Source organism: Planctomyces sp. SH-PL62, from assembly GCF_001610895.1.
GTDB lineage: Bacteria > Planctomycetota > Planctomycetia > Isosphaerales > Isosphaeraceae > Paludisphaera.
Genome location: NZ_CP011273.1, coordinates 95,754 through 120,630, shown reverse-complemented (window position 1 = coordinate 120,630; position 24,877 = coordinate 95,754). Strand labels below are relative to the sequence as shown.

20 protein-coding genes are annotated in these 24,877 nt (G+C 70.6%); 13 read left to right on the top strand and 7 right to left on the bottom strand.

What is annotated here, in order from left to right; translation table 11 throughout:
- Positions 1 to 20: 20 nt before the first annotated feature.
- Both VT85_RS28135 and VT85_RS28130 read right to left on the bottom strand, forming a co-directional pair.
- Positions 21 to 1,880 (bottom strand): AAA family ATPase, encoded by a 1,860-nt coding sequence (locus VT85_RS28135; protein ID WP_068409201.1) that lies wholly within the window; start codon positions 1,878 to 1,880, stop codon positions 21 to 23.
- Positions 1,877 to 2,956, bottom strand: a complete 1,080-nt coding sequence (locus VT85_RS28130; protein WP_068409199.1) for a hypothetical protein — start codon at positions 2,954 to 2,956, stop codon at positions 1,877 to 1,879. Before VT85_RS28130 ends, VT85_RS28135 begins: the two co-directional genes overlap by 4 nt.
- Positions 2,957 to 3,233: 277 nt before the next feature.
- Here VT85_RS28130 and VT85_RS00460 point away from each other — a divergent pair, with 277 nt between their 5' ends.
- A complete protein-coding gene (locus tag VT85_RS00460; protein ID WP_068409196.1) occupies positions 3,234 to 3,791 on the top strand; it encodes a superoxide dismutase family protein in 558 nt (185 codons plus the stop codon).
- A 99-nt stretch (positions 3,792 to 3,890) separates the two neighbouring features.
- Here the strand turns inward: VT85_RS00460 and VT85_RS00455 are convergent, their stop codons facing one another.
- On the bottom strand, positions 3,891 to 4,382 hold the full coding sequence (locus tag VT85_RS00455) for a dTDP-4-dehydrorhamnose 3,5-epimerase family protein (RefSeq protein WP_068409190.1): 492 nt from the start codon (positions 4,380 to 4,382) through the stop codon (positions 3,891 to 3,893).
- Between the two features lie 196 nt (positions 4,383 to 4,578).
- Here VT85_RS00455 and VT85_RS00450 point away from each other — a divergent pair, with 196 nt between their 5' ends.
- Positions 4,579 to 5,514: a hypothetical protein gene (locus tag VT85_RS00450; protein ID WP_068409185.1), complete on the top strand. Its 936-nt coding sequence runs from the start codon at positions 4,579 to 4,581 to the stop codon at positions 5,512 to 5,514.
- A 7-nt stretch (positions 5,515 to 5,521) separates the two neighbouring features.
- Here VT85_RS00450 and VT85_RS00445 read toward each other — a convergent pair whose 3' ends face one another.
- Both VT85_RS00445 and VT85_RS00440 read right to left on the bottom strand, forming a co-directional pair.
- Positions 5,522 to 7,957 carry an ATP-binding protein gene (locus VT85_RS00445; protein WP_068409181.1) on the bottom strand — a complete coding sequence of 812 codons (2,436 nt, stop codon included), beginning with the start codon at positions 7,955 to 7,957 and terminating at the stop codon, positions 5,522 to 5,524.
- Between the two features lie 107 nt (positions 7,958 to 8,064).
- Positions 8,065 to 8,373 carry a hypothetical protein gene (locus tag VT85_RS00440; RefSeq protein WP_068409179.1) on the bottom strand — a complete coding sequence of 103 codons (309 nt, stop codon included), beginning with the start codon at positions 8,371 to 8,373 and terminating at the stop codon, positions 8,065 to 8,067.
- Between the two features lie 248 nt (positions 8,374 to 8,621).
- Here VT85_RS00440 and VT85_RS00435 point away from each other — a divergent pair, with 248 nt between their 5' ends.
- From VT85_RS00435 to VT85_RS00420, 4 genes are all read left to right on the top strand, one after another.
- Entirely contained in the window at positions 8,622 to 10,550 is a 1,929-nt protein-coding gene (locus VT85_RS00435; protein ID WP_156512589.1) for a hypothetical protein, read from the top strand.
- Between the two features lie 146 nt (positions 10,551 to 10,696).
- Positions 10,697 to 11,182, top strand: a complete 486-nt coding sequence (locus VT85_RS00430; RefSeq protein ID WP_068409176.1) for a VOC family protein — start codon at positions 10,697 to 10,699, stop codon at positions 11,180 to 11,182.
- Positions 11,183 to 11,307: 125 nt separating this feature from the next.
- Positions 11,308 to 11,928 (top strand): YcxB family protein, encoded by a 621-nt coding sequence (locus tag VT85_RS00425; RefSeq protein ID WP_068409174.1) that lies wholly within the window; start codon positions 11,308 to 11,310, stop codon positions 11,926 to 11,928.
- A 7-nt stretch (positions 11,929 to 11,935) separates the two neighbouring features.
- Positions 11,936 to 12,589 carry a hypothetical protein gene (locus VT85_RS00420; RefSeq protein ID WP_068409170.1) on the top strand — a complete coding sequence of 218 codons (654 nt, stop codon included), beginning with the start codon at positions 11,936 to 11,938 and terminating at the stop codon, positions 12,587 to 12,589.
- A 161-nt stretch (positions 12,590 to 12,750) separates the two neighbouring features.
- On the opposite strand, the gene VT85_RS00415 is transcribed toward VT85_RS00420, so the two are convergent.
- Positions 12,751 to 13,281: a hypothetical protein gene (locus tag VT85_RS00415; protein ID WP_197491013.1), complete on the bottom strand. Its 531-nt coding sequence runs from the start codon at positions 13,279 to 13,281 to the stop codon at positions 12,751 to 12,753.
- A gap of 414 nt (positions 13,282 to 13,695) precedes the next feature.
- On the opposite strand from VT85_RS00415, the gene argH reads away from it, so the two are divergent.
- The 5 genes from argH to VT85_RS00390 all read left to right on the top strand — a co-directional run bounded on the left by argH (position 13,696) and on the right by VT85_RS00390 (position 21,347).
- Positions 13,696 to 15,078, top strand: coding sequence for an argininosuccinate lyase (gene argH, locus VT85_RS00410; protein ID WP_068409166.1), 1,383 nt, complete (start codon positions 13,696 to 13,698; stop codon positions 15,076 to 15,078).
- A gap of 136 nt (positions 15,079 to 15,214) precedes the next feature.
- A complete protein-coding gene (gene lysA / locus VT85_RS00405) occupies positions 15,215 to 16,498 on the top strand; it encodes a diaminopimelate decarboxylase (protein ID WP_068409164.1) in 1,284 nt (427 codons plus the stop codon).
- A gap of 173 nt (positions 16,499 to 16,671) precedes the next feature.
- Positions 16,672 to 19,077: a hypothetical protein gene (locus VT85_RS00400; protein ID WP_068409163.1), complete on the top strand. Its 2,406-nt coding sequence runs from the start codon at positions 16,672 to 16,674 to the stop codon at positions 19,075 to 19,077.
- A 66-nt stretch (positions 19,078 to 19,143) separates the two neighbouring features.
- Positions 19,144 to 20,349, top strand: a complete 1,206-nt coding sequence (locus VT85_RS00395; protein ID WP_082858248.1) for a sigma-54 interaction domain-containing protein — start codon at positions 19,144 to 19,146, stop codon at positions 20,347 to 20,349.
- An 8-nt stretch (positions 20,350 to 20,357) separates the two neighbouring features.
- Positions 20,358 to 21,347 carry a DNA-methyltransferase gene (locus VT85_RS00390; protein ID WP_082858247.1) on the top strand — a complete coding sequence of 330 codons (990 nt, stop codon included), beginning with the start codon at positions 20,358 to 20,360 and terminating at the stop codon, positions 21,345 to 21,347.
- A gap of 153 nt (positions 21,348 to 21,500) precedes the next feature.
- Here the strand turns inward: VT85_RS00390 and VT85_RS00385 are convergent, their stop codons facing one another.
- Positions 21,501 to 21,824, bottom strand: coding sequence for a phasin family protein (locus VT85_RS00385; protein ID WP_156512588.1), 324 nt, complete (start codon positions 21,822 to 21,824; stop codon positions 21,501 to 21,503).
- Between the two features lie 220 nt (positions 21,825 to 22,044).
- Here VT85_RS00385 and VT85_RS00380 point away from each other — a divergent pair, with 220 nt between their 5' ends.
- Together VT85_RS00380 and hemA are read left to right on the top strand one after the other, a co-directional pair.
- A complete protein-coding gene (locus VT85_RS00380) occupies positions 22,045 to 22,917 on the top strand; it encodes an inner membrane protein YpjD (RefSeq protein WP_068409160.1) in 873 nt (290 codons plus the stop codon).
- The gene (gene hemA, locus VT85_RS00375) at positions 22,914 to 24,233 is read left to right on the top strand and encodes a glutamyl-tRNA reductase (RefSeq protein WP_068409158.1); all 1,320 of its coding nucleotides are present in this window, start codon (positions 22,914 to 22,916) and stop codon (positions 24,231 to 24,233) included. Before VT85_RS00380 ends, hemA begins: the two co-directional genes overlap by 4 nt.
- The last annotated feature ends 644 nt before the right edge of the window (positions 24,234 to 24,877 follow it).

Below are 24,877 nucleotides of genomic sequence, written 5' to 3'. Positions count from 1 at the left end.
GAGTTCGCCTGGTTCTCTTCTCAAGGTGGGGTCGCGTCGTCCGGCGTCCCGCCTGCCCGTCGAGCGGGAGGCGGCGCGTCCTGATGCAGTATCGTCCGCAGCGACTTCAGGCCGGTCAAGGGGCGGGTGCGCCTGCGCCAGGCTTCGAAGGCGGGCTCGCCGCCGCGACGGTCTCGGAAGGCGGCGAAGGCGGCGAAGGCTCGCCAGTCGGAGTCCTCGACGACGACGCGGAGGCCGCCGCCGGCGTCGAAGTCGGCGAGGACCTTCGCCGTCTTCGAGGTCTTGCTGGGGGGGAACGCCGCCGACCGGACCGCGACGGCCCGCAGGCCCTCCGCGGCGGCGAAAGCGTCCAGCTCCTCGATCTCCCGACTGAGCGCGCCCCCTTGCGGCGGCCGGTTGCAGACCGAGGCGACGAAGCGGGCGCGGGGGCCGTCGAACGTCACGAACCGGCCGTCGACCCGGACGCGGGCCTCGCCGCCCCCGTCCTCCTCGCTGGCGTCCCGGAGCCCTCGCGCCAGCGCCTCGGCAAGCTCGGGCTCCTCGACCGGCGCGGGCTCGGCCTGGGCGGATCGGAAGTCGCTCCACGCCTGCTCGATCTCGTCCACGGCCCGCCTCGCCTCGTCGTCCCCCTTCGGAGCGGCGACGGCGGGCGCGGGGCCGCTCTCAGGAGGGTGCGCGGCCATCTTCCCTTCCTCGACGCACCGCTCGCGATACGCCTGGCACTCCTGCAAGACGTCGCGGGCGCGGAGGCCGACCAGGGCCGTCGCCAGCGCCTCGGGGATCGGCGCGATCGGATCCATCGGGTCGGGATCGACGCCCGCCGACTTGAATAAGTGTTCGATCCGTCGCGCGATCAGCGCCCGGACCTCTTCCGGCCCGCAGGGGGTCTCCAGCACGGCCGGGCGGGGGTCGTTCTCGACGCGGTCGCGGGTCGACCGCGTGAGCATCGGCTTCAGCTCGTCGTAGAAGTTCTCCAGGCACGAGACGACGACGATCGCCGAGCGGACGCGGCTGAGCAGGTCGCAGAGCGTGGCCATCGCCCGTCGGAACTTCGCCGACGCCTGCTCCAGGTCGAACACGTCCTCGAGCTGGTCCACGCAGATCACCAGCGGGGCGCCCTCGACCGCGTGGATCAGCCCGCCCAGCCGCGCGGTCATCCGCGAGCAGGCGTCGGCGTAAGTGTTGGGGTCGACGTCCCCCAGGTAGCGGCGGTCGCGCGCGTTGAGGTCCTCGCAGCGGAGGTATTTCAGGAGCCGGGCGTGGATCGCCGGGTCGCCGGCCTGGAGATAGAGGAGGGCCTGGATCAGATAAACGTCCACTCGCGCCAGGCGCTCGTCGCGAATCAGGGCGTCGGCCGTTTCGGCGACGACCGCGTCGATCGCGGCCTGGTCGAGCCCCCCCTCGCGGAGCCGCTCGACTCCCTCGCGACGGTCCTCGCCCAGCATCGCGACGAGGCCGTCGGAGAGCCTGCGCAGGCCGGATTCGGGCGAGGCGCCTTCGCAGTACGGGCGGTCGAGCGACTCGATGACGTTGTTCAGCGCATAGCGGGGATAGTCGCCGGTGTACGACGTCATCTGCATGTAGGCGCAATACCCCCGGCCCGCGCCGTGGACCTTGCTCCGGAAGGCGCGCATCAGGTGCGTCTTGCCGCTCCCGGACTCCCCCAGCAACAGGAGCAGGCGGCCCGACGACGGCCCCGAGACGTCCCGCGCCCGCTCGACGGCGCGGTCGAACCAGGCCCGGACGCGGCCGTGGATCGACTCCACGTCGTACGGGTCGGGCCGCCAGACGTCCGAGGCCGTGGCGACGGCGTGGAACGGATCGGCCGCGGCCGACGAGCAGAAGGCGGCGACGCGCGCGGCGTTCGCTTCGGCGGTCATGACGCCGCCCCCCGGCCCGGCTCGTCGCGGACGAAGTGGAAGCACGTATTCATGTAAGGGACCTCCGAAAGCAGCACGTCCTCGGGGTTCATCGCCTGGACCAGATCGGCCCGCGAAAGGCTGAGGAGCCTCGCGTTGTTGGCCTCGGCCAGCCGCTTCTTGAACAGCGCGAAGTCGCCGCCGCGGAACGAGGGATCGTGCTGGAGCGCCCGCCAGACGTGGACGACGAACACCTTGTCCTCGCCGTGGCGTCCCGTCCGACAGCCCCTCACGGCCTCGCGGACACGCCTCGCGAACGCGCCCAGGTCGAGGGCGGGGGAGGGGGTGGCGACTTCGGCCTCGGCCCCGTTCGGCGGCTCCGAAACGAGGCCGGGGATCCCTTCGGCCCAGCGGCGGACGATCTCGTCGCGGAGGCTCTTGAACGGCTTGCCGGGAGCGCCCAGGCGTTCGGCCAGGAACAGGTCGAGCGTCCCCTTGGCGGGGACCGGCGAGGTCGGCGCGCCCGCCAGGGCGCGCCGGAAGAGGGCCGCTTGCACCGTCTCCAGCGTGACCTTTTCCCTGGGACCCATCCCCAGGTGCTTGCGGGTCCAGGCCTCCTTGGCCTGCTTGAGCGTGGGCGCCCCCCCCAGGCCCAGCCCCGCCTGACGGTCCAGCAGCACGGCGCGGAGGGCGTCGTCCTTGGCGACCGGGGCGAGAGCGTCCAGGCCGAGCGCCCTGGCGATCAGGAGCGACTTCTTGAGGCTCGCCCACGTCGGCTTGGGCTTCGCGGGGAGTTCCGCGACCCCCAGGAACGCCAGCGCGTCGCGGCGGCCGTCGTCGGTCGCGAGGAACGTCGCAGGGGCTCGTTTCGTCCGTCCCGGCTGCTGGACGGCCAGGCCGTCGGCGGCCAGCTTGATCAGGGCCCGGTCGATCACCGAGGCCAGCTCGCTCCCCGGCCAGCGTCGGCCCAGGATCGGCTCCAGGTCCTTGCGGAGATCCGCGGCCTTCGCCCCCTTCGTCCCGGCGAGTAGCAGCCGGACCAGGATCAGGGCGTCGGTCGGGGTGGAAGTGGGGGCGGAAGCGTCGGGCGTCGGCATGGGGCGGGTTCCACGACGGTCGCGGGCGGGATAGTCGACCCATGATCCCCCGGCCCCACGGCCGAAACAAGGACGCGGCCGGCGAAATCCCCCGGATCGGCCACGGGTTGGGCCCGCGCTTTGCTGGCATAACCAGGGGTTCCCCCGAGGGCGGCCCCTTGAGACCCGCCGGTTCGCAGGCTACCTTCGATCCTCTGGGGAAGCGACGGCCGACGCGAGGCTCGGCCCCGCACCGACATCGACGCGACCGAACCGAACACCAAGGAGAACGAAGACGATGACGATCCATCGAAGCGCCGCGGCCCTGGCGCTCTGCGGCCTGATCGGGATGGGCTCCTCGGCCCTCGGCCAGCACGCGGACGACAAGGCGCACGCCGCCGCCGCGCCGATCACCAAGGCCGTGGCCACCATGGTCCCGACCAAGGACAGCAAGGTGCAGGGCCACATCACCTTCACCGAGCACGGCGGCAAGATCAAGGTCGAGGGGGTCATCACCGGCCTCACGCCCGGCAAGCACGGCTTCCACGTCCACGAGTTCGGCGCGTGGTCCGAGGACGGCATGGCCTCCGGCGGCCACTTCAACCCGACCCAGGAGCAGCACGCCGACCGCGAAGCCCCGATGCGGCACGTCGGCGACCTCGGCAACGTCACGGCCGATGAGAACGGCAAGGCGACCATCGACCTGGAAGACGCCCACCTGAAGTTCCACGGCCCGGCCTCGATCATCGGCCGCGGCCTGGTGGTCCACGCCAAGGCCGACGACCTCAAGAGCCAGCCCTCAGGCGACGCCGGCGGCCGGCTCGCCGTCGGCGTCATCGGCGTCGCCAAGCCCTGATCGATCGGGCCGGACGCGAAGCGAACGCAACACGGCGGGCGAGGGACGCAGATCGTCCCTCGCCCGCCGTCGACGTTTCGAATCGCACGATTCGCCCGCTCAGTCCATGATGAATCGCGGCGGATCGGCGTCTTCGTGGCGGATCTCGTCGATCGGCTCCTTCTTCCCCTCGCCGGCGTAGAGGCGGTTGGGCGCGTTCAGGACCAGCCCGGGATTGTCGCCGACGTTGCGATAGGCGTGGACGACGCCGGGGGGGATCCACACGGCGGCCGGGCGGGATTCGCCCAGAACCTCGACGAAGCGACGGCCGAAGGTCGGGCTCTCCTTGCGGGTGTCCCACAGGTAGAGCTTGAAATCCGAAGGACCGATGAACGCAAAGCCGTCGGTCTGGTCGACATGCTCGTGCGGCCCGCGCGCCACGCCCGGCAGGGTCGAGGAGATGTAGGTCATGACCGGCCAGCGATCCTGGGCCAGCTCGTCATGGCGGAAGACCTCGATCAGCCACCCGCGCTTGTCGCTGAAGGTCTTCAAATAGCGGATCTCGACGCCTTCGATCTCGCCGTCGACGTACTGGATGGTCTCTTCAGACATAGAGCTTCCGTTGGGCGGTCGTCCCTGACCGCCTCCCCTAAAGGCCCCCAACCCGGATGCACCGCCGCGTCGGCGGAATCTCCCTTCACCGGGCTCCACGCCGTATCTTTCCCCGATTCCGACCGCCCCGTCAACACCGGGCCGGCTTCTCGGGTATCCTCGTTTCCGTGCGATCACCCATCGAGGAGACCCATCCATGACGCGAATCGTCCTGGTCCACGGGATCGACAACCAACGCGAGACGGCCGACGGCATCCGGGCCGGCTGGGTCCCGGCGCTGGCCGGGGGCGTCCGGCTCGCGGGCCGGGGGGACCTGGCCGACCGGCTCCAACTCCCGACGAGCGACCCGGCCCATATCGAAGTCCACGTCGCCTACTACGGCGACCGGTTCCGCGCCCCGGACGTGCAAGGGGCCCATGACGACCTCGACGACCTGACCGCAGACCAGGCGAGCCTGGCCGAGTCCCTGATGACCGAGTGGCTGGAACGCGTGGCCGAGCGCGCCCCGAGCGAGAGCGCGTCAGCCGTTCAGGCCGCCCGGACCCTCGCAATGGTCCGCGACCCCGAAGGCGCGGGTGCCCAGGGGACCGGCAACGTGGCGCGGACGATCCTCAAGGCCCTCGCTCGCAGCCCCTGGATCGCCCGTCCGGGCATGTACATCGTCGAGCGAACCTTGTTGACGACCCTGAATCAGGTCACTCGCTACCTCACCGAGCCGGACCTCCGCAACGCGATCCGGCAGACCGTGCTCGACCAGATGGACGACGCGGTGATCCTCATCGGCCACTCCCTCGGCTCCGTGGTCGCCTACGAATGCGCCCACCGCCTGACGAGCCCGCTGCCGCTCCTCGTCACCCTCGGCTCCCCCCTCGGCCTCCGCACCATCGTCACCGAACGCCTCGACCCGCGCGCGTCCTTCCCGCCCCTCGTCCAGACCTGGCTCAACCACGCCAACCTCGAAGACGTCGTCGCCGCCGACCCCGACCTGCACCCCCTCTTCGGTCAGACCGTCCCCGAAGGCTCCCGCCTCAATTCCTTCCACTTCCAGGAACCCGGCGGCAATCCCCACCGGCCCGAGACTTACCTGGGACGGCTCGCCGTGGGAAAGGCGATCATCGAAGCCCTGGAATGACCGTCTGTCAGGGCGAGCCGCATCCGACTTGCTCCATCAAGTTCCGCAAGTCCTTGATCAGCGGATAATCGGGCTCGAATCGTTTTTCCGCGCGAGACAATCCCTCGCGCAGCCACCGGCAGCTCTGAGGCCGATCGCCGACCAGGGCCGCGTAGAGGCCCAGAATACCGAGTGTAGCGAGAGTGTCGGGGTGGTCCGGGCCCAGCGCACGCTCCTGGTCCGGCAACAACGCCGCATACGCCGCCAACGCACCCCGCGCGTCACCGCACTCCCCCGTCCAGGCGGCGAGGTTGCCGCGGGTCGTCAGCACGTCGGGGTGGTCGCGGCCCAGCGCCCGCTCCCGGTCGGGCAGCAACGCCGCATACGCCGCCAACGCACCCCGCGCGTCACCGCACTCCCCCGTCCAGAAGGCAACTTGCGACCTAAATCGAAGGGTCCGTGGATCGTCTGTGTCAGATCGCTGGCCGAATGGAGAAACCCACTCTTCCCACCGAAGGAGGTTGGCTCGGGGAATGTTCGATTCCCGCTGGTACAGGCAGTTGTAGGCTCGCGCGTGGTCCTCAACCATCCAGTGGTGGTGGACCTCGCGTAGGAAGGCATAGCGGTGCAACGGGTCGTCGAGGAGACGCTTGGTGCTGGGGGCGAGGACGTCGATGGCCTGGATCATCGCACGATGGGCGGCGGGGGCGTCGATCTCGAAGCCCGAATCGGCCGCCGGGACGCTGAGCAGGTATTCGGGCAGGGTGGCGTGGAAGAGGCCGACGTGTTCGGTCGGCGCGCCGGACTCGCCGCGGACCACGAGGCCGCCGAGGGCGTCGAGCGCGGCGCGGACGGAATCCTCGTCGGAAGGGCCTTCGAGGGTCGCGGAGGCGTGGACGAGGAGGGGGAGGGGGAGGATCGGGCCCGAGCCGGCGACGGCCAAGGCGGCGAGGATGGGGCCGAAGCGGTCCCGCCATTCGCTGGAGGATCCACCGGTCGTCTGCTCCAGACGCTTCGCGTAGGCCTCGGCGACGGTGCCGGGCAGGTGGGCGAGGTCGATTCCGGGCTCCGCAATTACGGCGTCGGCCAGGAGGGTCGCGACCAGCCACTGGCCTCCGGCCCTGCCGAGGATCGCCGAGCGCGCCGCGGCCGGGATGTCGCGGGCCTTCAGGTAGGCGTCCAGCGCCGATGCGTCCGTCGGCTCCAGCGCAAGGCGACGCCCCGGCGGGCAGCCCGGCGTCTCGGGATGCGCCGTGACGATCAGCCGGAGCGCAGGAGGCGACTCCGCGAGCGTCCGCTCCATCAGGTCGCGCATCGGTTGCGAGAGCTGGTCGAATCCGTCGAGGATGATCCGCACGACCGACGATTCCGGCAGGTAGGCGAGCGGGCGGAGCACTTTCAGGCTGAGGTGGTCGAGCCGCTTCCGTTCGTCGTCTGGGACGGCGAGCTGGAACGCCTGGACGGCGTCCGCGAAGCCGGGGACGGATCGCTTCAGTTGCGTCTCCAGGTCGCGGGCGAGGCCGACCTCGGTCGTCTGGGCCAGCAGGACGCCGATCGCCTGGACGAAGCCCTCGGGGACGAGGCCGGTCGCCAGTTCGGGCCGCGTCAGGGCCGAGGCGAGCGTCGACTTGCCCGAGCCCGCCGCGCCGGCCAGGACGACGATCGGCTCGGCCTGGCTCGCTGCGACCAGCCGGCCGAGGTCCGCCGTGGGCTGGAAGTACCAGGTCCGCTGGAGGATCTGGGGGCGTCCCGGGCTGTCCTGCCAGAAGACGTCGCCGGGGTCCTTGGCGGGGTTGCGGCCCAGGTCGACGTCGGCGTTGAAGGCCGCCCGCTGCGCGGGATGGTAGGCGGCCCGCAGACGCCGGTGCACGTCGCGGGAGGTGACGCGGTCGCCGGCCTCGGGATCACCCCGTTCGAGGATCTCGGTCAGCGTCCGGAAGAGGGGTGCGTTGGCCGTCTCCTGGTCGTCGGTCGCGGTCAAGAGTTCGAAGCCGCTTAGCCCCTTCACGAACTCGGCCCAGGACGCCATCGCCTGCTCGACGCCCATCCCGGCGTGGCAGGCGTCGACCAGGACCGTCAGGCCGCGGAAGCCTGGGTACTCCTCCAGGCACTCGCCGATGCACTTCGCGAGATGCACAGCGCTCTTGCTCGTCGCCTTCTGAGCGTCAGTCGGCATCAGGAAGAAGTGGCTGTTCTGGAAGTCGCCGTGGCCCACGTAGGCGAGGATCAGCGACTCGCCCGCTTCCGCCGCGGCCCGAATCGCGCCGTCGATCGCATCTTTGGTCTCGGCGACGCTCGGGTCGAGCAGGAGCCCGGCCGGTCGGCCTTCCAGGGGGACGCCCGCGCACGCGCCGGGGCCATCGGTCATGAGGGAGTGAAGTCGCTGGGCGACGTCGGGCAGGAAGCTCAGCCTGCCGAGAGCGTTGCATTGCGACCCAATGATGAGGGCCCGTCGACCGGCCATGAAGCCTCCTCCCGAACGCCTCGCTGCATGCTGGCGACTCGGAAGTGTTCATCTTAGCGAGGCGGGGCGGGCCGTCGACGAAAAATCGGGAATCGCTTGGATGAGGCTTATTCGACCTCCATCGGCCGGCTGCGGAGGGGGGTGGGCCGGGAACCGCGGCTGTAGTCGGCGCCGGCGTAGCCGCCGACGAAGAGGGGCTTGACGGCGGGGGTTTCCAGGGCGGGGCGTCGGACGACGCGGCCGACGCCGCCGGATTCGGGGGTCGCGGTGTAGAAGCGGTCGCGGGCGCAGCCGGAACAGGCGGCGGCCCCGGCGAGGCCGAGCGCGACGGCGGCCGTCGCGAGCTTGAACGGGCGTCGGGGCGTGCGCGGGTCCATGTGGGCCGGGCCTTTCCTGTCCGGGAACGGTTCGATCATCGTCTCCTCCCCGTTATCGGCCGACCGCGACGACCGACTTGATCCGCAAAGCCGACGGCCCGCCGATGCCCCGGCGAACGGCCGAAAAAACTCAAGTCGCGGCGAGGGTCCGGGAACCACAAACCCCGACGCGATCCGTTCAAGCCGCACGGCCGGCGCGACCGATCGAAAGCCTGTCACGGCCGATCGGCAAGGCGGGGGAACCGCCCAAGTCGCGTCGGCAAGGTCCAGGCGGGGAAGGGCTTGGGATGACGGATCGCTCCCGATTTCGGGCCCTGCGGGCCTCGGCCGCGGCGCTGCTGGCGCTCGGGCTCTCGGCCTCTGGGGCGGGCCTCGCCCCCTGGGGCGACGCCCGATCGTCGGCCTCGTCGCCCCCGCCGTCGTCCCGGATCTCGTCCCCACTCCCCCCAGTCGACTGGCGGCCCCGCGAGCCCGTCCCGATCGCCGTGCGCGACGGCTTCGCGACGTTCGACGCCCCGAACGACGGCGAAGCAGGGGGCGACCTCCTGGTCGTCGTCTCCTCGTTGGCGCCGGAGCCGGGCCCGTTCTCCGTCCGGCTCTCGGCGCGGGGCGTCGACCGCGCCCGGCCCCCGGAACGCGCCCCGGAAAGCCCGATCCGGGAGCCCGCGCTGACGCCCCCCCGACCCCCGGCGGACGTCGCCGCGCCGCTCTTGCCGCCGGAGCCTCATCGCGACTTCCACGTCATGGTCCGCGAGGGGGACGTCGGCGGGGCGAGCAACTACCAGAAGGTCCGGGGGACGCTGCGGGCGATCGGCGAGCGGGTGCAGGTGTACGTCGCCGAGGAGGACGTGGAGCGGGTCGACGCCGAGACGCTCGCCGACGTGGTCGACACCTTCGACGCCCACGTCCGCCCGGTCGCGGCCCGGACGATCGGCCTGGCCGACGACGCCGACGGCGACGGCCGCTTCACCGTCTTCTTCTCAAGCTGGCTCGCCCGCCTGGGGGGAGGCCGCCACGCCGTCGACGGCTACGTCCGCGTCACGGATCTCGATCCGGGCTACCCCGCGCCGTTCGGCAACCGGTGCGACATGATGTACCTGAGCACGGACCTCCGCGCCGGGCCGCACCTCCGCACCGTCATGGCGCATGAATATACGCACGCCGTCGTGTTCACGAGAAAATGTCTCCATCGCGGGGCCGACGCCGGGACGGCGATCGAGGAGGAAGGCTGGCTCGACGAGGCCCTGGCGCACCTCTGCGAAGACCTGCACGGGTTCACGCGATCCAACCTGGATCACCGCGTCAGCGCGTTCCTGTCTCGTCCCGAGCGATATCGGCTGGTGGTGGACGACTATTACGCGGCCGACCTGTTCCGGAGCCACGGCAACCGGGGGAGCACCTACCTGTTCCTCCGATGGTGCGCCGACCGCTACGGCCCCGACCTGCTGCCGACCCTGGCCGGATCGGGCCTGCGGGGCGCGGCGAGCCTGGAAGCGGCGACCGGCCGGGCCTTCGAGGACCTCTTTCGAGACTGGACGACCGAGCTTTACCTGGAGGCCGACGGGTCCCCCTCGCCAGCCTTCACGGGCTTCCGCACGGGGGGGAGCGACGGCCCCTGGCTGCCGGCGGGACCTCGGCCGACCCGCGTGGAAATCGACGGCGAGCCCGACGTCTGGGAGGCGGCCGGGACCAGCCCGCATTACGCGATCATCGACGGCGGCGGCGCGAAGGCCGTCGAGGTGCGCGTCGAGGGGCCCGACGCCGCGAGGCTCCAGGTGACGGCCGTCCGCCTCCCCCGCTCCTCTCGCCTGGCGATGAGCGCCCGAACCTACACGGCCGCGAACGGCGACGTCATGCTCCGCGTCTCGGCCCGAGAGCAGGGGGGAGGCGTCGTCAAGCTCCTGGCGCTCGGCTGGGAACCGCTCACGCCCCCCGCCGATCCCCGACGTTCGCCGACCCTCCCCGGCCGGCTCGTCGCCGACGACCTCGCCGAAGCCCTCGGCGGCGTCGAGATCCCCGCCGACGCGACGCTCGACTCCCGGCCGATCCGCCTCGGTGACGTCCCGCCGTCCATCCCCCTCGTCGTCAAGCTCCTGGGCCGAGACGCCCGGGGTCTCCCCGTCACCGCGTGGGCGACCCTCAACGACGACCCGATCGCCCCGTCCCCCACGATCGCCCGCGAGGCCGGGGACGATCCCGCGCGATCCCGTCGCTGACGCCCGCCTCCCATGCGGACATGTGGAAAACGAGAATTCCGCCCGAAACCACTGTACAGACGTTGACAGAAAGTCGATATCCGGGTTGAATCCTCGTGTTCGCGTGAACACGAGAACGTTACGAACGCCTAACGGGAGGTCGACGTATGGCCGATGCGAAGCCGAACGGGTTCCGGACGATCACGCCGCATCTGGTGGTGAAGGGCGCTGGGGAGGCGATCGAGTTCTACAAGAAGGCTTTCGGGGCGGAGGAGCGGTCTCGGCTGCCGTGGCCGGGGCCGGACGGGGTGGAGCGGGTCGGCCACGCCGAGCTGACGCTGGGCGACTCGGTGGTCATGCTGGCCGACGAGTTCCCCGAGCACGGGTCGGTCGCGCCGTCGGCGAAGGGGGCGAGCGTGGTGATCCACCTGATGGTCCCGGACGTCGACGCGACGTTCGCGCAGGCCGTCGCGGCGGGTGCAACCGCGGTGATGTCGCCGGAGAACATGTTCTGGGGCGACCGCTACGGCAAGCTCGTCGACCCGTTCGGCCACCACTGGTCGGTCGCCACCCACATCGAGGACGTGGCTCCCGAGCAGATGAAAGAGCGGATGGCCGCCATGTTCGCCCAGTCGCCCGACGGCTGCAAGTGAGCCGACGGCGTCGCGATTGGTCGGGGGGCTCCCTTGCGGGCGGCCCCCCGGCGTGATCCAATCATGCCGACGTGGGCCGGATCGTCTCGAATCCGGAGAAGCGACCTGAGGGGGCGGCTCGGGACATGGACGAAGCGGACCCTCAAGTCGAGTCGACGCCGGAAGTCGTGGGGCGGGTCTCGTACTGGTTCAACGAGGTCGAGTTCACGGCCGCCAAGCGCGCCGTGCTGATCGCGAACGGGCAGTCCTTCGACGGCTGGATCATCCGACTCCCGCTGCTGATTCTCGGCCACGTGCTGCTCCTTTTCGGCCTGCTGATCGTGCTGCTCTGGCTCGGCACGGACTTCCGCGGGCGGCCGGGATCGGCGGGATCGGCGATCATGGGCCTGGTGCTGGTGCTCGCGGGGGGCTGGCTCCTCGACCGTTTGCTCTACGGCCGTGGGCGACGGATGCGGAAGCGATTCCGCGACTCCCCCCTCGCGGGCCTGCGGGTGGACCTGACGCTCACGACGGATCGCTTGCTGAGCCACACCGAGAAGTCGGACGCGCGGACCGCCTGGGACCTCTTCACGGGGGCCGTCGAGCTGCGCGACGGCTTCGTGCTGCTCTACCCGCCGGGGCTGGGGATCTGGCTCCCGAAGCGGGGAGTCCTCGCGCCCCTCGACGCCCGAACCGTCGCGGCGTTCCTGCGATCGAAGGTCGCGAATTACCGCACGATCGCTCGCTCCGTCAGGCCCCGGGAGTAATCCGCCGATGGCCGTCCTCGACTCGCCGTTCGTCCCCGATCCCGCGCGGGTGGTCGGGACGGCCTCCTATCGGTTCACGGAGGAGGCGTTCCTCGCCGGCTGCCGCGCCTGGTGGATGACGCGGTTCCCCGGCTACGGGTCGCCGCTCCTGAAGCTCGTCGGCTTCGTCGGGTTGCACCTGATGCTGCTGGCGGGGATCGGGCTGTTCATCGCCGAATTCGCGGGCCCGAAGCGCGAAGGGGAGGGGGAGGGGGCGAGCGTCATGATCGCACTTTACCTGACGATCATGTCGGCGTGGCTCCTTTGGGTGTTCCTCTATGGCTTCCGACGGCGGCTGCGGAGGTTGTACCTCAAGTATGGGGTCGCGGGCCGGGAAGTCGCGCTGACGTTCACGCCGGAACGTCTGATCGTGCAGACCCCTCAGTCCGAAGCCAGCGAGGACTGGTCGTTCTACCGCGGGGCCGTCGAGCTTCGCGACGGCTTCCTGCTTCGTCACAAGGCGTTCGTCGGGGGCGTCTGGATCCCCGACGACGCCCTGCACGCCCCCTTCAACCACCAGTCCGCCGCCGCCTTCTTCCGGGCGAGCCTGCCGGAGTACCGCGTCCTGAATCGACGGGCGCGACTCGTCGCCGAACGGGCTCCTGACGAATCCGTGGCCTGAGCCTGGCGCGCGGTCTCGGAATCGCGGTTCCCGCGGCCGGGCGCGGACGGCGGGCCGCCCATGGCGTCTTTCCCACTTCCGGGACCCGGGATATGCACAGCGTCCATCGTGACGAGGGCGGCCGGCCTCCGCACCGGGCCAGGCGATGCGAGCGTCCGAGCTCAACGTACCGAATGAGCTGCCTGAAATAACGGCAATATCACCGCCAGCACAGTCGACACGATCACCGCCACCAACATCCAGGCGACCGGCCAGAGCTTCAGGTAGATCCTCAGGCGTCGCCAGCGCGTCGCCCCCGGAAGCCAGAAGTGGCTCCGCATCGACCTCGCGACCAGCATCGCGAGAATCAGGCCCATCGCGACGGGTAATACGATCGGGCCCCTAATTCCATCCGAAACGATGAAGCCCACCAGGAAGGCGAAGTCCGCCAGCCCCACCACCAGAACCGCAACCCCGACCGCCTTGAACGCCTCCCGCGCCTTCCGACCTCGGCCGGTCTCCAGCCCTTGCGACGCCCGCCAGGCCAGCAGGTCGCGATATCTCAAGTAGGCGACGATCCCCAAGCAGCCGCCGATCACCTCCCAGACCATGCGGACCTCGTCCCCGCTCCGCAACGCCGCGAAGAGCAGGGCGGTCACGGCCAGAGCCAGGAGCATCCCCCTGATCGAGAACCTTGATTCCGGCCCGAGCATGATCGGCCTCCCGTGATTCAGCGGCGGCGCGGAGAATGTCGGCCATCCAGAGCGGCAACCTTCACTCTACATATGTCAGACACCCGCCGAAACAGCATCATCCTCCTGGCGACGACTCTTTGAGTCGAAAGCGACCGGCGGCCGAGCGAGTCAGCGAGTCGCGCAAAATGCAACAGGCGCGAAAACCTGACCGCCGAGTAAGGACTCTGTCTGCAATGCGCGCACGATGTCGTCCCGCCAGGCCGAATCCCTCGCGCGAGCCCGACGACGCGTCGAACCCTTCGCGTCGAGGTCGCGTCAAGGAGTGGGGGCGATTGAATCCCTGGGGGCGGCTGCCTATACTTGGGCTCGGATTGCTGAATCGGCGCGCAGGCGCCGGGACGAACCATCGCGACCAGACGAAGGGGGCGGGACGTGGCGAGCAAGCCCTGGGGCGGGCGGTTCGAGGCCGGGACGGACAGGCGGGTGGAGGAGTTCACGGAGTCGATCTCGTTCGACCGCCGGCTCTTCCGTCACGACGTCCTGGGCTCGCAGGCGCACGCCCGGATGCTGGCCCACGTCGGCCTGCTGACGGCCCCGGAGTGCGAGGCCATCGTCAAGGGCCTCTCCGAGATCCAGACCGAGATCGAGGAAGGCCGGTTCCCGTTCGTCCTGGAGCGGGAAGACGTCCACATGCACATCGAGGCCGCCCTCACCGAGAAGCTGGGGGACCTCGGCCGCAAGCTCCACACCGGCCGCAGCCGCAACGATCAGGTCTCGACCGACGTCAAGCTCTGGACCCGCGACGCCATCGACCGCCTCGATTCCGGTCTGGTCCACCTCCAGCGGGCGTTCGTCGAGTCAGCCGTTCGGCACGAAGGGCTGATCCTCCCCGGCTACACCCACATGCAGCGGGCGCAGCCGGTCCTGGCCCCGCACTACTTCCTGGCCTTCGTCGAGAAGCTCGAACGCGACCGCGGCCGCCTGGCGGACTGCCGCAAGCGGTTGAACGTCCTGCCGTTGGGCGCGGCGGCGCTGGCCGGGACGAGCATCCCCATCGACCGCGACTTCACGGCCCGCGAACTGGGCTTCGAGGGGGTCGCGGCGAACAGCCTGGACGTCTCCAGCGACCGCGACTTCGCCATCGAGGCGGTCTTCGCCCTGACCCTGATCGCCGAGCACCTGGCCGGCTGGGCCGAGGAATGGATCCTCTGGAGCACCCAGGAGTTCGGCTTCCTGGCGCTGCCGGACGCGATCTGCACCGGCTCCAGCATCATGCCACAGAAGAAGAACCCGGACGTCCTGGAGCTGATCCGGGGCCGCTCGGCCCGCGTCGTCGGCTCGCTGACGACCTTGCTGGTCCTCATCAAGGGCCTGCCGCTGGCCTACAACCGCGACCTCCAGGAAGACAAGCTCCCCCTGTTCGACGCCTTCGACACCGTCGAGGCCTGCGTCGAGCTGGCCGCCGTGGTGGTCTCGGGGGCGAACCTCCGCCCCGAACGGATCGGCGAACGGCTCGACGAAGGCTACCTGGACGCGACGACCCTGATGGAGCACCTGATCCTCCAGGGCGTCCCCCAGCGCACCGCCCACGAGGTCATCGGCCGCCTCGTCGGCCTCTGCGAGCGCCAGGGCCTGAAACGCCTGGCCGACCTTTCCGACGCCGACCTCGCCGAAGCCTCCCCCAAGCTCGGCCCCGACGCCCGCGGCCTACTGGGCGTCGAGGCGGCGATCCGAGCGTTCAAGTCCTACGGCTCGACCGCCCCGGACCAGGTGGCGACGCAGCTCGGTCGGTGGAAGACGAAGCTGGAACTGTAGGCCGCAGGTCGGTCGCCCCTTCTCCTTCAACAAGGGGAGAAGGCGAGGAAGGCCGACGTCGAGCGATCCCAAGTCAGACGACGAACCGGGCGGTCCTCGCCCGACCTTCCCCACCCTTATTGAAGATCGAAGCCCCATGGAAGCCTTCCAGTACTGCGAAAATCAGCTCTATTGCGAAGCCGTCCCGGTCGCCAGGCTGGCGGAGGAGTACGGGACGCCGCTGTACATTTATAGCGCGGGGGCGATCGTCGACGCGCTCAAGTCGTTGCAGGAGGCCTACGCCGAGGTCGACCCGCTGGTCTGCTACTCGGTGAAGGCGAACTCGAACCTCGGCGTGCTGAAGCTCCTGAACGGGCACGGCAGCGGGTTCGACGTGGTCTCCGGCGGCGAGCTGTTCCGGGTGGTCAAGGCGGGGGGCGACCCCGGCAAGACGGTGTTCGCGGGGGTGGGCAAGAGCGACCCGGAGATCGCCCAGGCGATCGAGGCCGGCGTGCTGATGTTCAACGTCGAGAGCGAGGCCGAGCTGGAGTCGATCGCCCGGGTGGCGGCGTCGATGGGGCGGGTCGCGCCGATCGCGCTGCGGGTGAACCCGGACGTGGACCCGAAGACCCATCGGTACACGTCGACGGGGCAGAAGGAATCCAAGTTCGGTTTGGATATCGATCGGGCGATGCGGATCGCGGGGACCGTAAAGGATATCCCGAGCCTGTCGATGATCGGCATGCACATGCACATCGGCTCTCAGATCACCTCGGTCGACCCCTACGCGAAGGCGGTCGGTAAGGGGGTGGAGCTGATCGAGAGGCTGCGGGCGATGGGCCACCCGATCGCCTGGTACAACATGGGGGGGGGCTACGGGATCGCCTACAAGGGGTCGGAAGCCCGGCCGATCCGCGAGTTCGCCGCGGCCATCCTGCCGGGGATCAAGGCCGCGAAGTGCCGCCTGGCGATCGAGCCGGGGCGGGTGATCGCCGGCAACGCCGGCGTGCTGGTCAGCCGTGTGTTATATACCAAGCAGTCGGGCGACAAGCGGTTCCTGATCCAGGACGCCGCCATGAACGACCTGATCCGGCCGGCGCTTTACGAGTCGTTCCACCGGATCTGGCCGGTCGTGGTGCCCGAAGGGTTCCCCGCGCCCCCGACCGACTACGAGGCCGAGATCCCCGGAGCCGAGCCCCGGGACGTCGTCGGCCCGATCTGCGAGAGCGGCGACTTCTTCGCCAAGGACCGGTCGCTGCCGCCCCTCGACCGCGGCGACCTCCTGGCGACGTTCTCGGCCGGCGCCTACGGCATGGTCATGGCCTCCAACTACAACACCCGCCCCCGCGCCGCCGAGGTCCTCGTCGACGGCGACCAGGCCAAGCTGGTCCGCCGCCGCGAGACGCTCGACGACCTGGTGGCCCAGGAGCTTGAAGTCTGAAACGAAGACCGGAGCGGACGACCGCCGGGGGGCCCCTCGGCGGTCGCGAGGCCGCGCGGGGATCGGACGAGGACGCGAAGGAGCGAGGGCGGGAGGCGGGGAGCCGAGGAGTAAGGCCAGGCGGAGCAGGGCGGGGCGGGGCGTCCCGGACATCAACTCATCGGATCACAGTCATGCGTCAAGACATCGTTCGCTCGATCGGCCGATCCGAGGAAACGGGACCGTCGCGGAGGCCCCGCGCGTCGTCGCGATCGCGGGCGCTGGCGGCCGGGGCGCTCGTCGCCCTCGGCTGGTCGACGGCCGGTCCGGCCCTCCCGCTGGCACACGCCCAGATCCCGGGCCCCGAGCTGTTCGCCCAGCAGCCCAAGACGCCCGAGGAGCTCTGGGGCGCGATCGACTATCTCTCGCGGACCGGCCAGGGCCGCCAGGCGGTCCCCTACCTGGAGACCTTCTCCCAGGCCGAGGTCGACGACGCGACCCTGCTGAAGCTCCGCGACAAGTACGGCCCCGGCTCGTTCCTCCGCCTCGACGACGACCCGGCCACCAAGCCTTTCGCCAAGCCCCTGACCGACAAGCTGAACGCCGCCGCCCGCCGCATGACCGCCGACCCCGAGCGGATCCGCGGCTACATCCCCGCCCTCCTGGCCTCGAAGGAAGAGCAGGATTACGCCGTGGCGAGGCTCCGCGAGTCGGGGCCGTTCGCCGTCCCCGCGATCGTGGCCGAGATCAAGAAGTACGGCCCGACGGCCCCCGAGCGCGGGCGGCTCATCCACAACGCCGGCCGGCTCGACACCTCGTCGGTCCCGGCCTGGATCGCCGCCCTGGACAGCCCCGACCCCCTCCTGGCGGCCGACGTCGCGGGGATCCTGGGCGACCTCGCCGACTCCCGCGCGGTGCCGTTCCTGACCTTCCCCGCCGCCTGGGCCGACTCGCCGATCCCGGTCAAGACGGCGGCCGCCCTGGCGATCGAGAAGCTGACCGGCAAGCCGTTCGCGAACCAGCCCCGCTCGCCCGTCAACACGCTCGACGACGCCGCCGAATCCCTGGCCCGGCACCAGTACGAGATGCCCGGCGAGCGCGTCCTGCTCTGGCGTTGGGACGAGGCGCAGGGCCTACCCGCCCCGGTCGTGGCCCGGCAGGTGGACGTCGAGGGGATCTTCGGCGGCAAGCTCGCCGGCCAGGCGCTCCAGCTCGAGCCCGCGAACCGCCGGGCGCAGGTAGTCCAACTCGGCTTCCTGCTGGAGCGGGCCATCGACAAGGTCGGGTTCGCCAACTTCCCGGCCCAGGACCAGGAGACGTACGCCGAGGCCCTGGCCGCCGGCCCCGAGGTCCTCGCCGACCTCCTCCGGGGGGCGATCGCGACCAGCCGCGTCAACCTGGCCGCCGTCACGGCCGAGGCCCTGGGCAAGGTCGCCGATCCCAGCCTCCCCTCGCGGGACGGACGCCCGCACCCGCTGGTGGAGGCCCTCTCCGCCCCCGGCCGCCGGCTCCAGCTCGCCGCCGCCCGCGCCATCGTCGACCTCAGCCCGACGCGGGCGTTCCCCGGTTCCAGCCGGGTCGTCCCCACCCTGGCTCGGTTCCTCCTGAACCAGAGCCGTCCCCGGGCCGTCGTGATCGACGGCAACCCGGCGCGGGGGGCGCAGGTCGCCGGGGCGCTCCGGGGCCTGGGATATGAGGCGAACGTCGAGACCAGCGGCGAGCGCGGCTTCCAGTCCGCGACCGAGTCGGCCGACGTCGAGATGATCCTCACCGCCCACGACCACGCCTCCGGCTCCTGGGACCTGCTCGACATCCTCTCGATCCTGCGGAGCGACGCGCGGACCTCGCCCCTGCCGCTGTTCGTCTACGGCCCCAGCGACCTGGAAGCCCGCCGACCGAACCTGGCGCGGAACTACCCGGGCGTCAAGTTCGTGGTCTACACCGCCACCCCCGAGGACCTCGAGCGCCAGATCGGCGGGCGGCCCTCGAAGCTGAGCGACGAGGAGCGGATGTCGCAGGCGAAGGCCGCCGCGGAGACCCTCGCCCGGATCGCCGCCCGCCCCCGCAGCCTGTTCGCGCCCGACCTGGCCGCCGCCCGGGAGACGCTCTCCTCGGCGATCGGCCTGTTCGGCGTGGAAGGGCCCATCGCCGAGACGCTGGGCGAGATCCCGTCGCCCCAGGCCCAGCGCGCCCTGGCCGACGCGATCCTCGACGGCTCTCGCGACCCCGCCCTCCGGCGCGACGGCGCCCGCCGCCTCGCCCGGAGCATCCAGCGGTTCGGCCCCATGCTCGCCCCGGACCAGGAGGTCAAGCTGAGCCACGCCTTCCAGTCCGAGGACGACGCCGACCTGCACACCGGCCTGGGCATGGTCCTGGGGGCCCTCCGCCGCACCTCCCGCGAGTCCGAACAGCGGCCCGCGAACCTCGTCCCCGGCGGGGCCGCCGCCGATCCCACCTGGGCCCCGGCCGCGGCGCCCGCCGCCGAAACCGTCGAGCCGGCGACGCCGGCCCCGGCGGCCGCGACGCCCCCCGCGCCGCCGATCGCGCCGACGTCGACGATCCCCGCGCCGCCGCCGGTGGAGGCCGCGCCTCCGGGTTGACGAGGTCGACGCCGGATCGCCGCGCCGCCGCACCAGGACACCGCACCACCAGGAATCGCCCGTCCCATGCCCATCGAGACCCGGCCGAGCTACGGTCGCCCGCTGAAACCCGAGCCCCGCGGGACGGGGCCGGGGTCCGGCCTCGATCCGAACGCCCCGCTCCCCGGGGTCGTGGGCGCGGGGCCGATGATGCGCGAGGTCTACCGGACCACCCGCCAGGTCGCCCCCTCTCGGGCCTGCGTCCTGATCGTCGGCGAGACCGGCACGGGCAAGGAACTGGTCGCGCGGGCGATCCACGACCTCAGCCCGCGCTCCACCGGCCCCTACATCCGTGTCAACTGCGGGGCGCTCACCGAGAGCCTGCTGGAGAGCGAGCTGTTCGGCCACGTGAAGGGGTCGTTCACCGGCGCGGTCGACAACCGCACCGGCCGGTTCGAGGCCGCCCACACCGGCAGCATCTTCCTGGACGAGGTCAACAGCACCTCGCCCAAGCTCCAGGTGAAGCTCCTCCGCGTGCTCCAGGAGGGGGAGTTCGAGCGGGTCGGCGACAACAACACCAGGAAGGTGGACACCCGGATCATCGCGGCCACCAACCGCGACCTCCTCGACGAGATCGACGCCGGCCGCTTCCGCGAGGACCTCTATTACCGCCTCAACGTCATCCCCATCCACCTCCCCCCGCTGCGCGAGCGTCGCGACGACGTGGAGCTGCTGGTCCTCTTCTTCCTCAAGCGGTACGCCGAGCAGAACCGCCGCGAGATGCGACGGGTGCACCCCGAGGCGATGCGACGCCTCCGCGAGCACGACTGGCCGGGGAACGTCCGCGAACTCCAGAACTACGTGGAGCGGGCGGTCATCCTGGGGGACGGCCCGGAGATGATGGTCGAGCACCTCCCCCCCCAGCTTCGAGGCGAGGCCGCGCCCCGGCCGATCCGCCACCGAGGCGGCGGCTCGGGCGCCGACTTCTCCTCCCTCACGTCGGAGCTGGTCCGCCAGGGCATCCGTTCCGCCGGGCCCAACGCCAACGACCTGCACGACCGCGTCGTCGGCCAGGTCGAGCGCGAGCTGATCCAGCAGGTCTTGCAGACCTGCGACCGGGTCCAGATCAAGGCCGCCGCGCGGCTGGGGATCAACCGCAACACGCTCCACAAGAAGCTCTCGGAATATCGGATCGACGAGAACGCCCCCGCCGCCGGCCCCTCCAACGGCGACGGCGACGACGCCCCGGACGGCGGCCGGACCGGCGACGCCCCCCTCCCCAACGACGAGTGAGCCCGACCATGCGGAAACCGGTTATCACGCCCTCCGGAAGCGACGGGGAGGCGCCGACCTTCGGCGCGCGGAATTCCAGCGAATCCGCCCCGGTCGGCTTCGAACTCGACCGTTTGTACCCGGGCGACTGCCTGGACCTGTTGCCCCGAATCGAGACGGGCTCGATCGACCTGATTTTCGCCGACCCCCCCTTCAACATCGGCTATGATTACGATGTCTACGACGACGAACGCGACACCGACGCCTACCTCGACTGGACGAGGCGCTGGGGCCGTGAAGTCGTTCGTGCGCTCAAGCCCGACGGGACGTTCTGGCTCGCGATCGGCGACGAATACGCCGCCGAAATGAAGTGGATCTTCCACCGCGAGCTGGGCCTGACCATGCGGAGCTGGGTGGTTTGGTACTATACGTTTGGGGTCCACTGCCGACGGAAATTCGCCCGCAGCCACGCCCACTTGTTTTACTTCTTGAAGGACCCCAAACGTTTCACCTTCAACGACGAGGACGTCCGCGTCCCGTCGGCCCGCCAACTCGTCTACGCCGACGCCCGCGCCAACCCCAAGGGACGGCTCCCCGACGACACCTGGATCCTCCGCCCCCAGGACATGACCACCGGCTTCGACCCGATGGAGGATACCTGGTACATCCCCCGCGTCTGCGGCACGTTCAAGGAACGCGCCGGGTGGCACGGCTGCCAGATGCCCGAACAACTCCTGGGCCGAGTCGTCCGCGCCTGCTCCAACCCGGGCGAGACGGTCCTCGACCCCTTCGCCGGCAGCGGCACGACCCTGACCGTCGCCAAGAAGCTCCACCGCCGCTTCCTCGGCTTCGAACTCTCCAACGACTACGCCGCGGCCGTCGAGAAGCGACTCGAAGCCGCCCGCCCCGGCCAGCCCCTCGAAGGGGGAGCCGAGCCCCTCGCCGGCGGTCGCAAGACCCCCGCCGAGCCCCCCAAACGCCGCAAGCGCGCGACCGCCGCCAAACAGGCCGAGGCGTGACCCGGAGCCCCGACCAGGCGTCGTCGAAGGAGGCGGGCAGACCGGCGCGGGCCTGCCTCCTCCCCCCTCATCCGGCCCTGCGGGCCACCTTCCCCCGCGAGGGGGGAAGGGCGTTAGGGTCCGGCCCCGCGTCGTCGGCCGCCGCCCTCGCGGTCAGGCGTCGTGGGCGGCCGAGCGTTCGTGCTTCTGGAGTTCGGTCTCCAGCTCGGCGACCCGCGCCTGGAGCGAGGCCAGTTCGTCCTTGTGGACGAGGTTGAGGCCCTCGACGGCCTTCTTGACCAGGCCGTTGACGCGAGCTTCGAACTCGTCGCGGGCGGTCTCGGACTGCTTCATGAGGTTGTCGAGGAAGTCGCGGCCCTCGTTCTCGGAGAGCTTGGCCTGGTCCACCAGGCCGCGGCCGAGCTCCTCCACCTTGTCCTTGGTCAGCACGGCGAGGCCCACGCCGGTCAGCAGCGTCTGCTTGATGAGGTCGATCATCGCGGAAACCCTTCGCGTCAGATCCGAGGAAATGGGGCCGACGGCCCCGCTCATCCTCCATCATACGCGCCGCGACTTCCTCCCGATGCGCCCGCCGGCCGACTCGCGGGGCAGGCGCGGCCCGAACTCCGACGCCTCTGGGATTCGGCCGGCGATTCTCTTACAATGGGGCGGAGCGCGCGGGGGGCGCGGATATCGAGGCGTCGAGGGCCGCAACGGTATGGATCGGCTGCAGATCCTGTGTTTCGCCGGGACTTACGGGCTTGCGCTGGCGGTCGAGCTGGCCCGGGTCTTCGTGCGCAGCCGGTTCCGGTGGCACCTGGGGGTCGGCCTGACCTTCCTGGGATGGATCGTGCAGACGCTCTACCTGGCCAACCTCGCCTGGACGCGCCAGACCCTGCCGGTGACCTCGGCGTTCGAGTCGGTGATGGTGCTGTCGTGGGTCGTGGCCCTGATCAGCCTCTACCTGATGCTCCAGTGGTCCCGCAACGTGGCCGTCGGCTTCTTCACGCTCCCCCTGGTCCTGGGCCTGATCCTGGGGGCCGCGTGGTTCGTCCCCCGGTCGCCGGAAGGGCGGGAATGGGACGGGGCCACGGCCTTCTGGGGGACCGTCCACGGGACGTTCCTGCTGGCGGGGGCCGTCTGCGCGTCGCTGGCGTTCGCGACCGGGCTGATGTACCTGGCCCAGATGCGCCGGCTCAAGTCGAAGCAGACGCGGCGGTACGGGTTCTCGCTGCCGAGCCTGGAGCAGTCCGAACGGGTCAACCGAGGGGCGGTGGTCGCGGCCTTCCCGCTCCTGACGGCGGGGCTCCTGATCGGGGTCTTGCTCAGCGTGGTGGAACTCCGGAAGGGGGGCGTCGGGGCCTCCCTGGGGGTCCCCTGGTACGACCCCAAGGTCCTCAGCGCCTTCGGGATGTGGCTGGTGTTCGCGGGCCTCTTGCACGCCCGGTTCCGGCCGTCGATGCGGGGGCGGACGGTGATGATGTTGACGATCGCGGCGTTCGCCTTCCTGGTCTTCACCTGGGTCGGGGTCGAGGCCCTGCGGCTCCCCACGGCCCACGGCGCGTCGCGGACGATCGGGAGGTTGCCGTGAGGCTGCTGGCCCTCGGGGTCGACCATCGATCCGCCCCCGCGACGGTCCGCGAGGCCCTGGCCTTCGGCGACGACCGCCTGGACGCCGCCCTGCGCTCGCTTCAAGACGCCTTCCCGGGGAGCGAGTTCGTCGTCCTCTCGACCTGCAACCGGGTCGAGATCTACGCCGCCGGCCCGGCCGACGCCATCCCCGACGTCGACGCCCTCTCGGGGTTCTTCGCGGACTTCCACGGCCTGCATCCCGACCAGTTCGCCGGGCACCTGGTCGGCTACCACGACGAGGCGGCCGTCGGCCACCTGTTCCGGGTCGCCGCCAGCCTGGAGAGCCTCGTGCTGGGCGAGGGCCAGATCCTGGGCCAGGTCCGCGAGGCGTACCGCTCGGCCGTCGACCGCAAGGCCGCCGGGCCGGTCTTCCACGCCGTCTTCCAGAACGCGCTTCGGGTCGGCAAGCTCGTCCGCGAGAAGACCGGCATGGACCAGGGGAAGCTCTCCGTCGCCAGCGTCGCCGTGGACCTCGCCCGCGAGGTCTTCGACACCTTCACCGACAAGACCGTGCTGGTGATCGGCGCCGGCAAGATGGGGGACCTCACCCTCCAGCACCTCAAGAAGCTGGAGCCGGGACGGATCCTGATCGTCAACCGGAACGCCGAACGCGCCGAGGCCGCCGCCGAACGCTGGCGGGGCCGGGCCGTGCCGTTCGACAGCCTGGGCCAGGCCCTCGTCGACGCCGATCTCGTCATCAGCACCACCGCCGCCGCCGAGCCGATCATGACCCTGGACCAGTACGTCCGCGTCCAGCGCGCCCGCCGCAACCGGCTGTCCCTGATCCTCGACATCGCCATCCCCCGCGACTTCGACCCCCGCATCGGCGACCTCGACCAGGTGACCCTCTACAACGTCGACGACCTCCGCGCCCAGGCCGAGCAGAACCTCTCGCGCCGCCGCCGGGGGGTCGACCCGGCCCTCCAGATCATCGAGCGCGAGACCGCCGCCTGCTACGCGGCCATCCGCCGCCAGCAGGACGCCGGGGTCCTCCTGCGTCAGCTCGGCGACCGGGCCGACCAGATCCGCCGCCGCGAGCTGGACCACCTCTTCGGCAACATGCCCCAGCTCTCCGACGCCGACCGCGAGGCCATCGCCCACATGGCCGCCCGGCTCCAGAACCAGTTCCTCCACCACCCCCGCGCCGCCGTCCGCACCGCCGCCGCCGAAGCCGCCTCCGCCCCCGAATCCCCCCACCCCATCCTCACCGCCGTCCGCCACCTCTTCGGCCTCACCGACTCCCAGCCCCAGGCCAGCCTCAAGAAGATTACCTGAGCCCCTCCCCAAATTGGCTTCGTTCCCCCCGACCCGCCGAACGAACCAGACACTACAAGTCCTTATTTCAAATCATTTTAAATCCACAACCCGGCTTCAAGAATTGGCTTCGTTCGCGCAGTTTTCATCTCTCACCGATCCCGCGCCTCGCATCGCCCCCAGGCCCGCCGCGAATTGGCTTCCTTCGCCCCGCCCCGCGAAACGAAGCCGACCACGCAAGTCCTTTTCAGACATCTCTTTAACACCAGAACCCGCTCCCGGAAATTGGCTTCGTTCGCGCACTTTCGAAGCCTCGCTCGCTCGTCGACCAGGCGGGAAGCCGTTGCAGGAACCGGCCCAGAGGCGGCAAGGGAGCAACGACCCCGCCACGCGACGCGCGCAGCCCGTAAAGACAATGACACTATCCGCCGGGTTACGGAACGTCCCGAGCTAGCCGAACGGCGTCCGAGGCCCCGAATGTAGCTTTGGTGCCTGGCCACCGCGGCCACGGGTCATGCTGACCGTGCGGCTCGACCTACTAAGTTGCAAGATAGGCCGCGAGCTTATGAGCTGCCATGATCAGCCGAAGAAGGACTGGCAAGACCGCGAGTACGATAGTAGGGGGGAGCCACCTCACGGCCGGGAGCGTTAGGTCCGCCGGGCGT

Bases quoted from the DNA above. Each gene is read 5' to 3' on its own strand.
- VT85_RS28135 (WP_068409201.1), bottom strand. From the start codon at position 1,880: ATGACCGCCGAAGCGAACGCCGCGCGCGTCGCCGCCTTCTGCTCGTCG.
- VT85_RS28130 (WP_068409199.1), bottom strand. From the start codon at position 2,956: ATGCCGACGCCCGACGCTTCCGCCCCCACTTCCACCCCGACCGACGCC.
- VT85_RS00460 (WP_068409196.1), top strand. From the start codon at position 3,234: ATGACGATCCATCGAAGCGCCGCGGCCCTGGCGCTCTGCGGCCTGATC.
- VT85_RS00455 (WP_068409190.1), bottom strand. From the start codon at position 4,382: ATGTCTGAAGAGACCATCCAGTACGTCGACGGCGAGATCGAAGGCGTC.
- VT85_RS00450 (WP_068409185.1), top strand. From the start codon at position 4,579: ATGACGCGAATCGTCCTGGTCCACGGGATCGACAACCAACGCGAGACG.
- VT85_RS00445 (WP_068409181.1), bottom strand. From the start codon at position 7,957: ATGGCCGGTCGACGGGCCCTCATCATTGGGTCGCAATGCAACGCTCTC.
- VT85_RS00440 (WP_068409179.1), bottom strand. From the start codon at position 8,373: ATGATCGAACCGTTCCCGGACAGGAAAGGCCCGGCCCACATGGACCCG.
- VT85_RS00435 (WP_156512589.1), top strand. From the start codon at position 8,622: ATGACGGATCGCTCCCGATTTCGGGCCCTGCGGGCCTCGGCCGCGGCG.
- VT85_RS00430 (WP_068409176.1), top strand. From the start codon at position 10,697: ATGGCCGATGCGAAGCCGAACGGGTTCCGGACGATCACGCCGCATCTG.
- VT85_RS00425 (WP_068409174.1), top strand. From the start codon at position 11,308: ATGGACGAAGCGGACCCTCAAGTCGAGTCGACGCCGGAAGTCGTGGGG.
- VT85_RS00420 (WP_068409170.1), top strand. From the start codon at position 11,936: ATGGCCGTCCTCGACTCGCCGTTCGTCCCCGATCCCGCGCGGGTGGTC.
- VT85_RS00415 (WP_197491013.1), bottom strand. From the start codon at position 13,281: ATGCTCGGGCCGGAATCAAGGTTCTCGATCAGGGGGATGCTCCTGGCT.
- lysA (WP_068409164.1), top strand. From the start codon at position 15,215: ATGGAAGCCTTCCAGTACTGCGAAAATCAGCTCTATTGCGAAGCCGTC.
- VT85_RS00400 (WP_068409163.1), top strand. From the start codon at position 16,672: ATGCGTCAAGACATCGTTCGCTCGATCGGCCGATCCGAGGAAACGGGA.
- VT85_RS00395 (WP_082858248.1), top strand. From the start codon at position 19,144: ATGCCCATCGAGACCCGGCCGAGCTACGGTCGCCCGCTGAAACCCGAG.
- VT85_RS00390 (WP_082858247.1), top strand. From the start codon at position 20,358: ATGCGGAAACCGGTTATCACGCCCTCCGGAAGCGACGGGGAGGCGCCG.
- VT85_RS00385 (WP_156512588.1), bottom strand. From the start codon at position 21,824: ATGATCGACCTCATCAAGCAGACGCTGCTGACCGGCGTGGGCCTCGCC.
- VT85_RS00380 (WP_068409160.1), top strand. From the start codon at position 22,045: ATGGATCGGCTGCAGATCCTGTGTTTCGCCGGGACTTACGGGCTTGCG.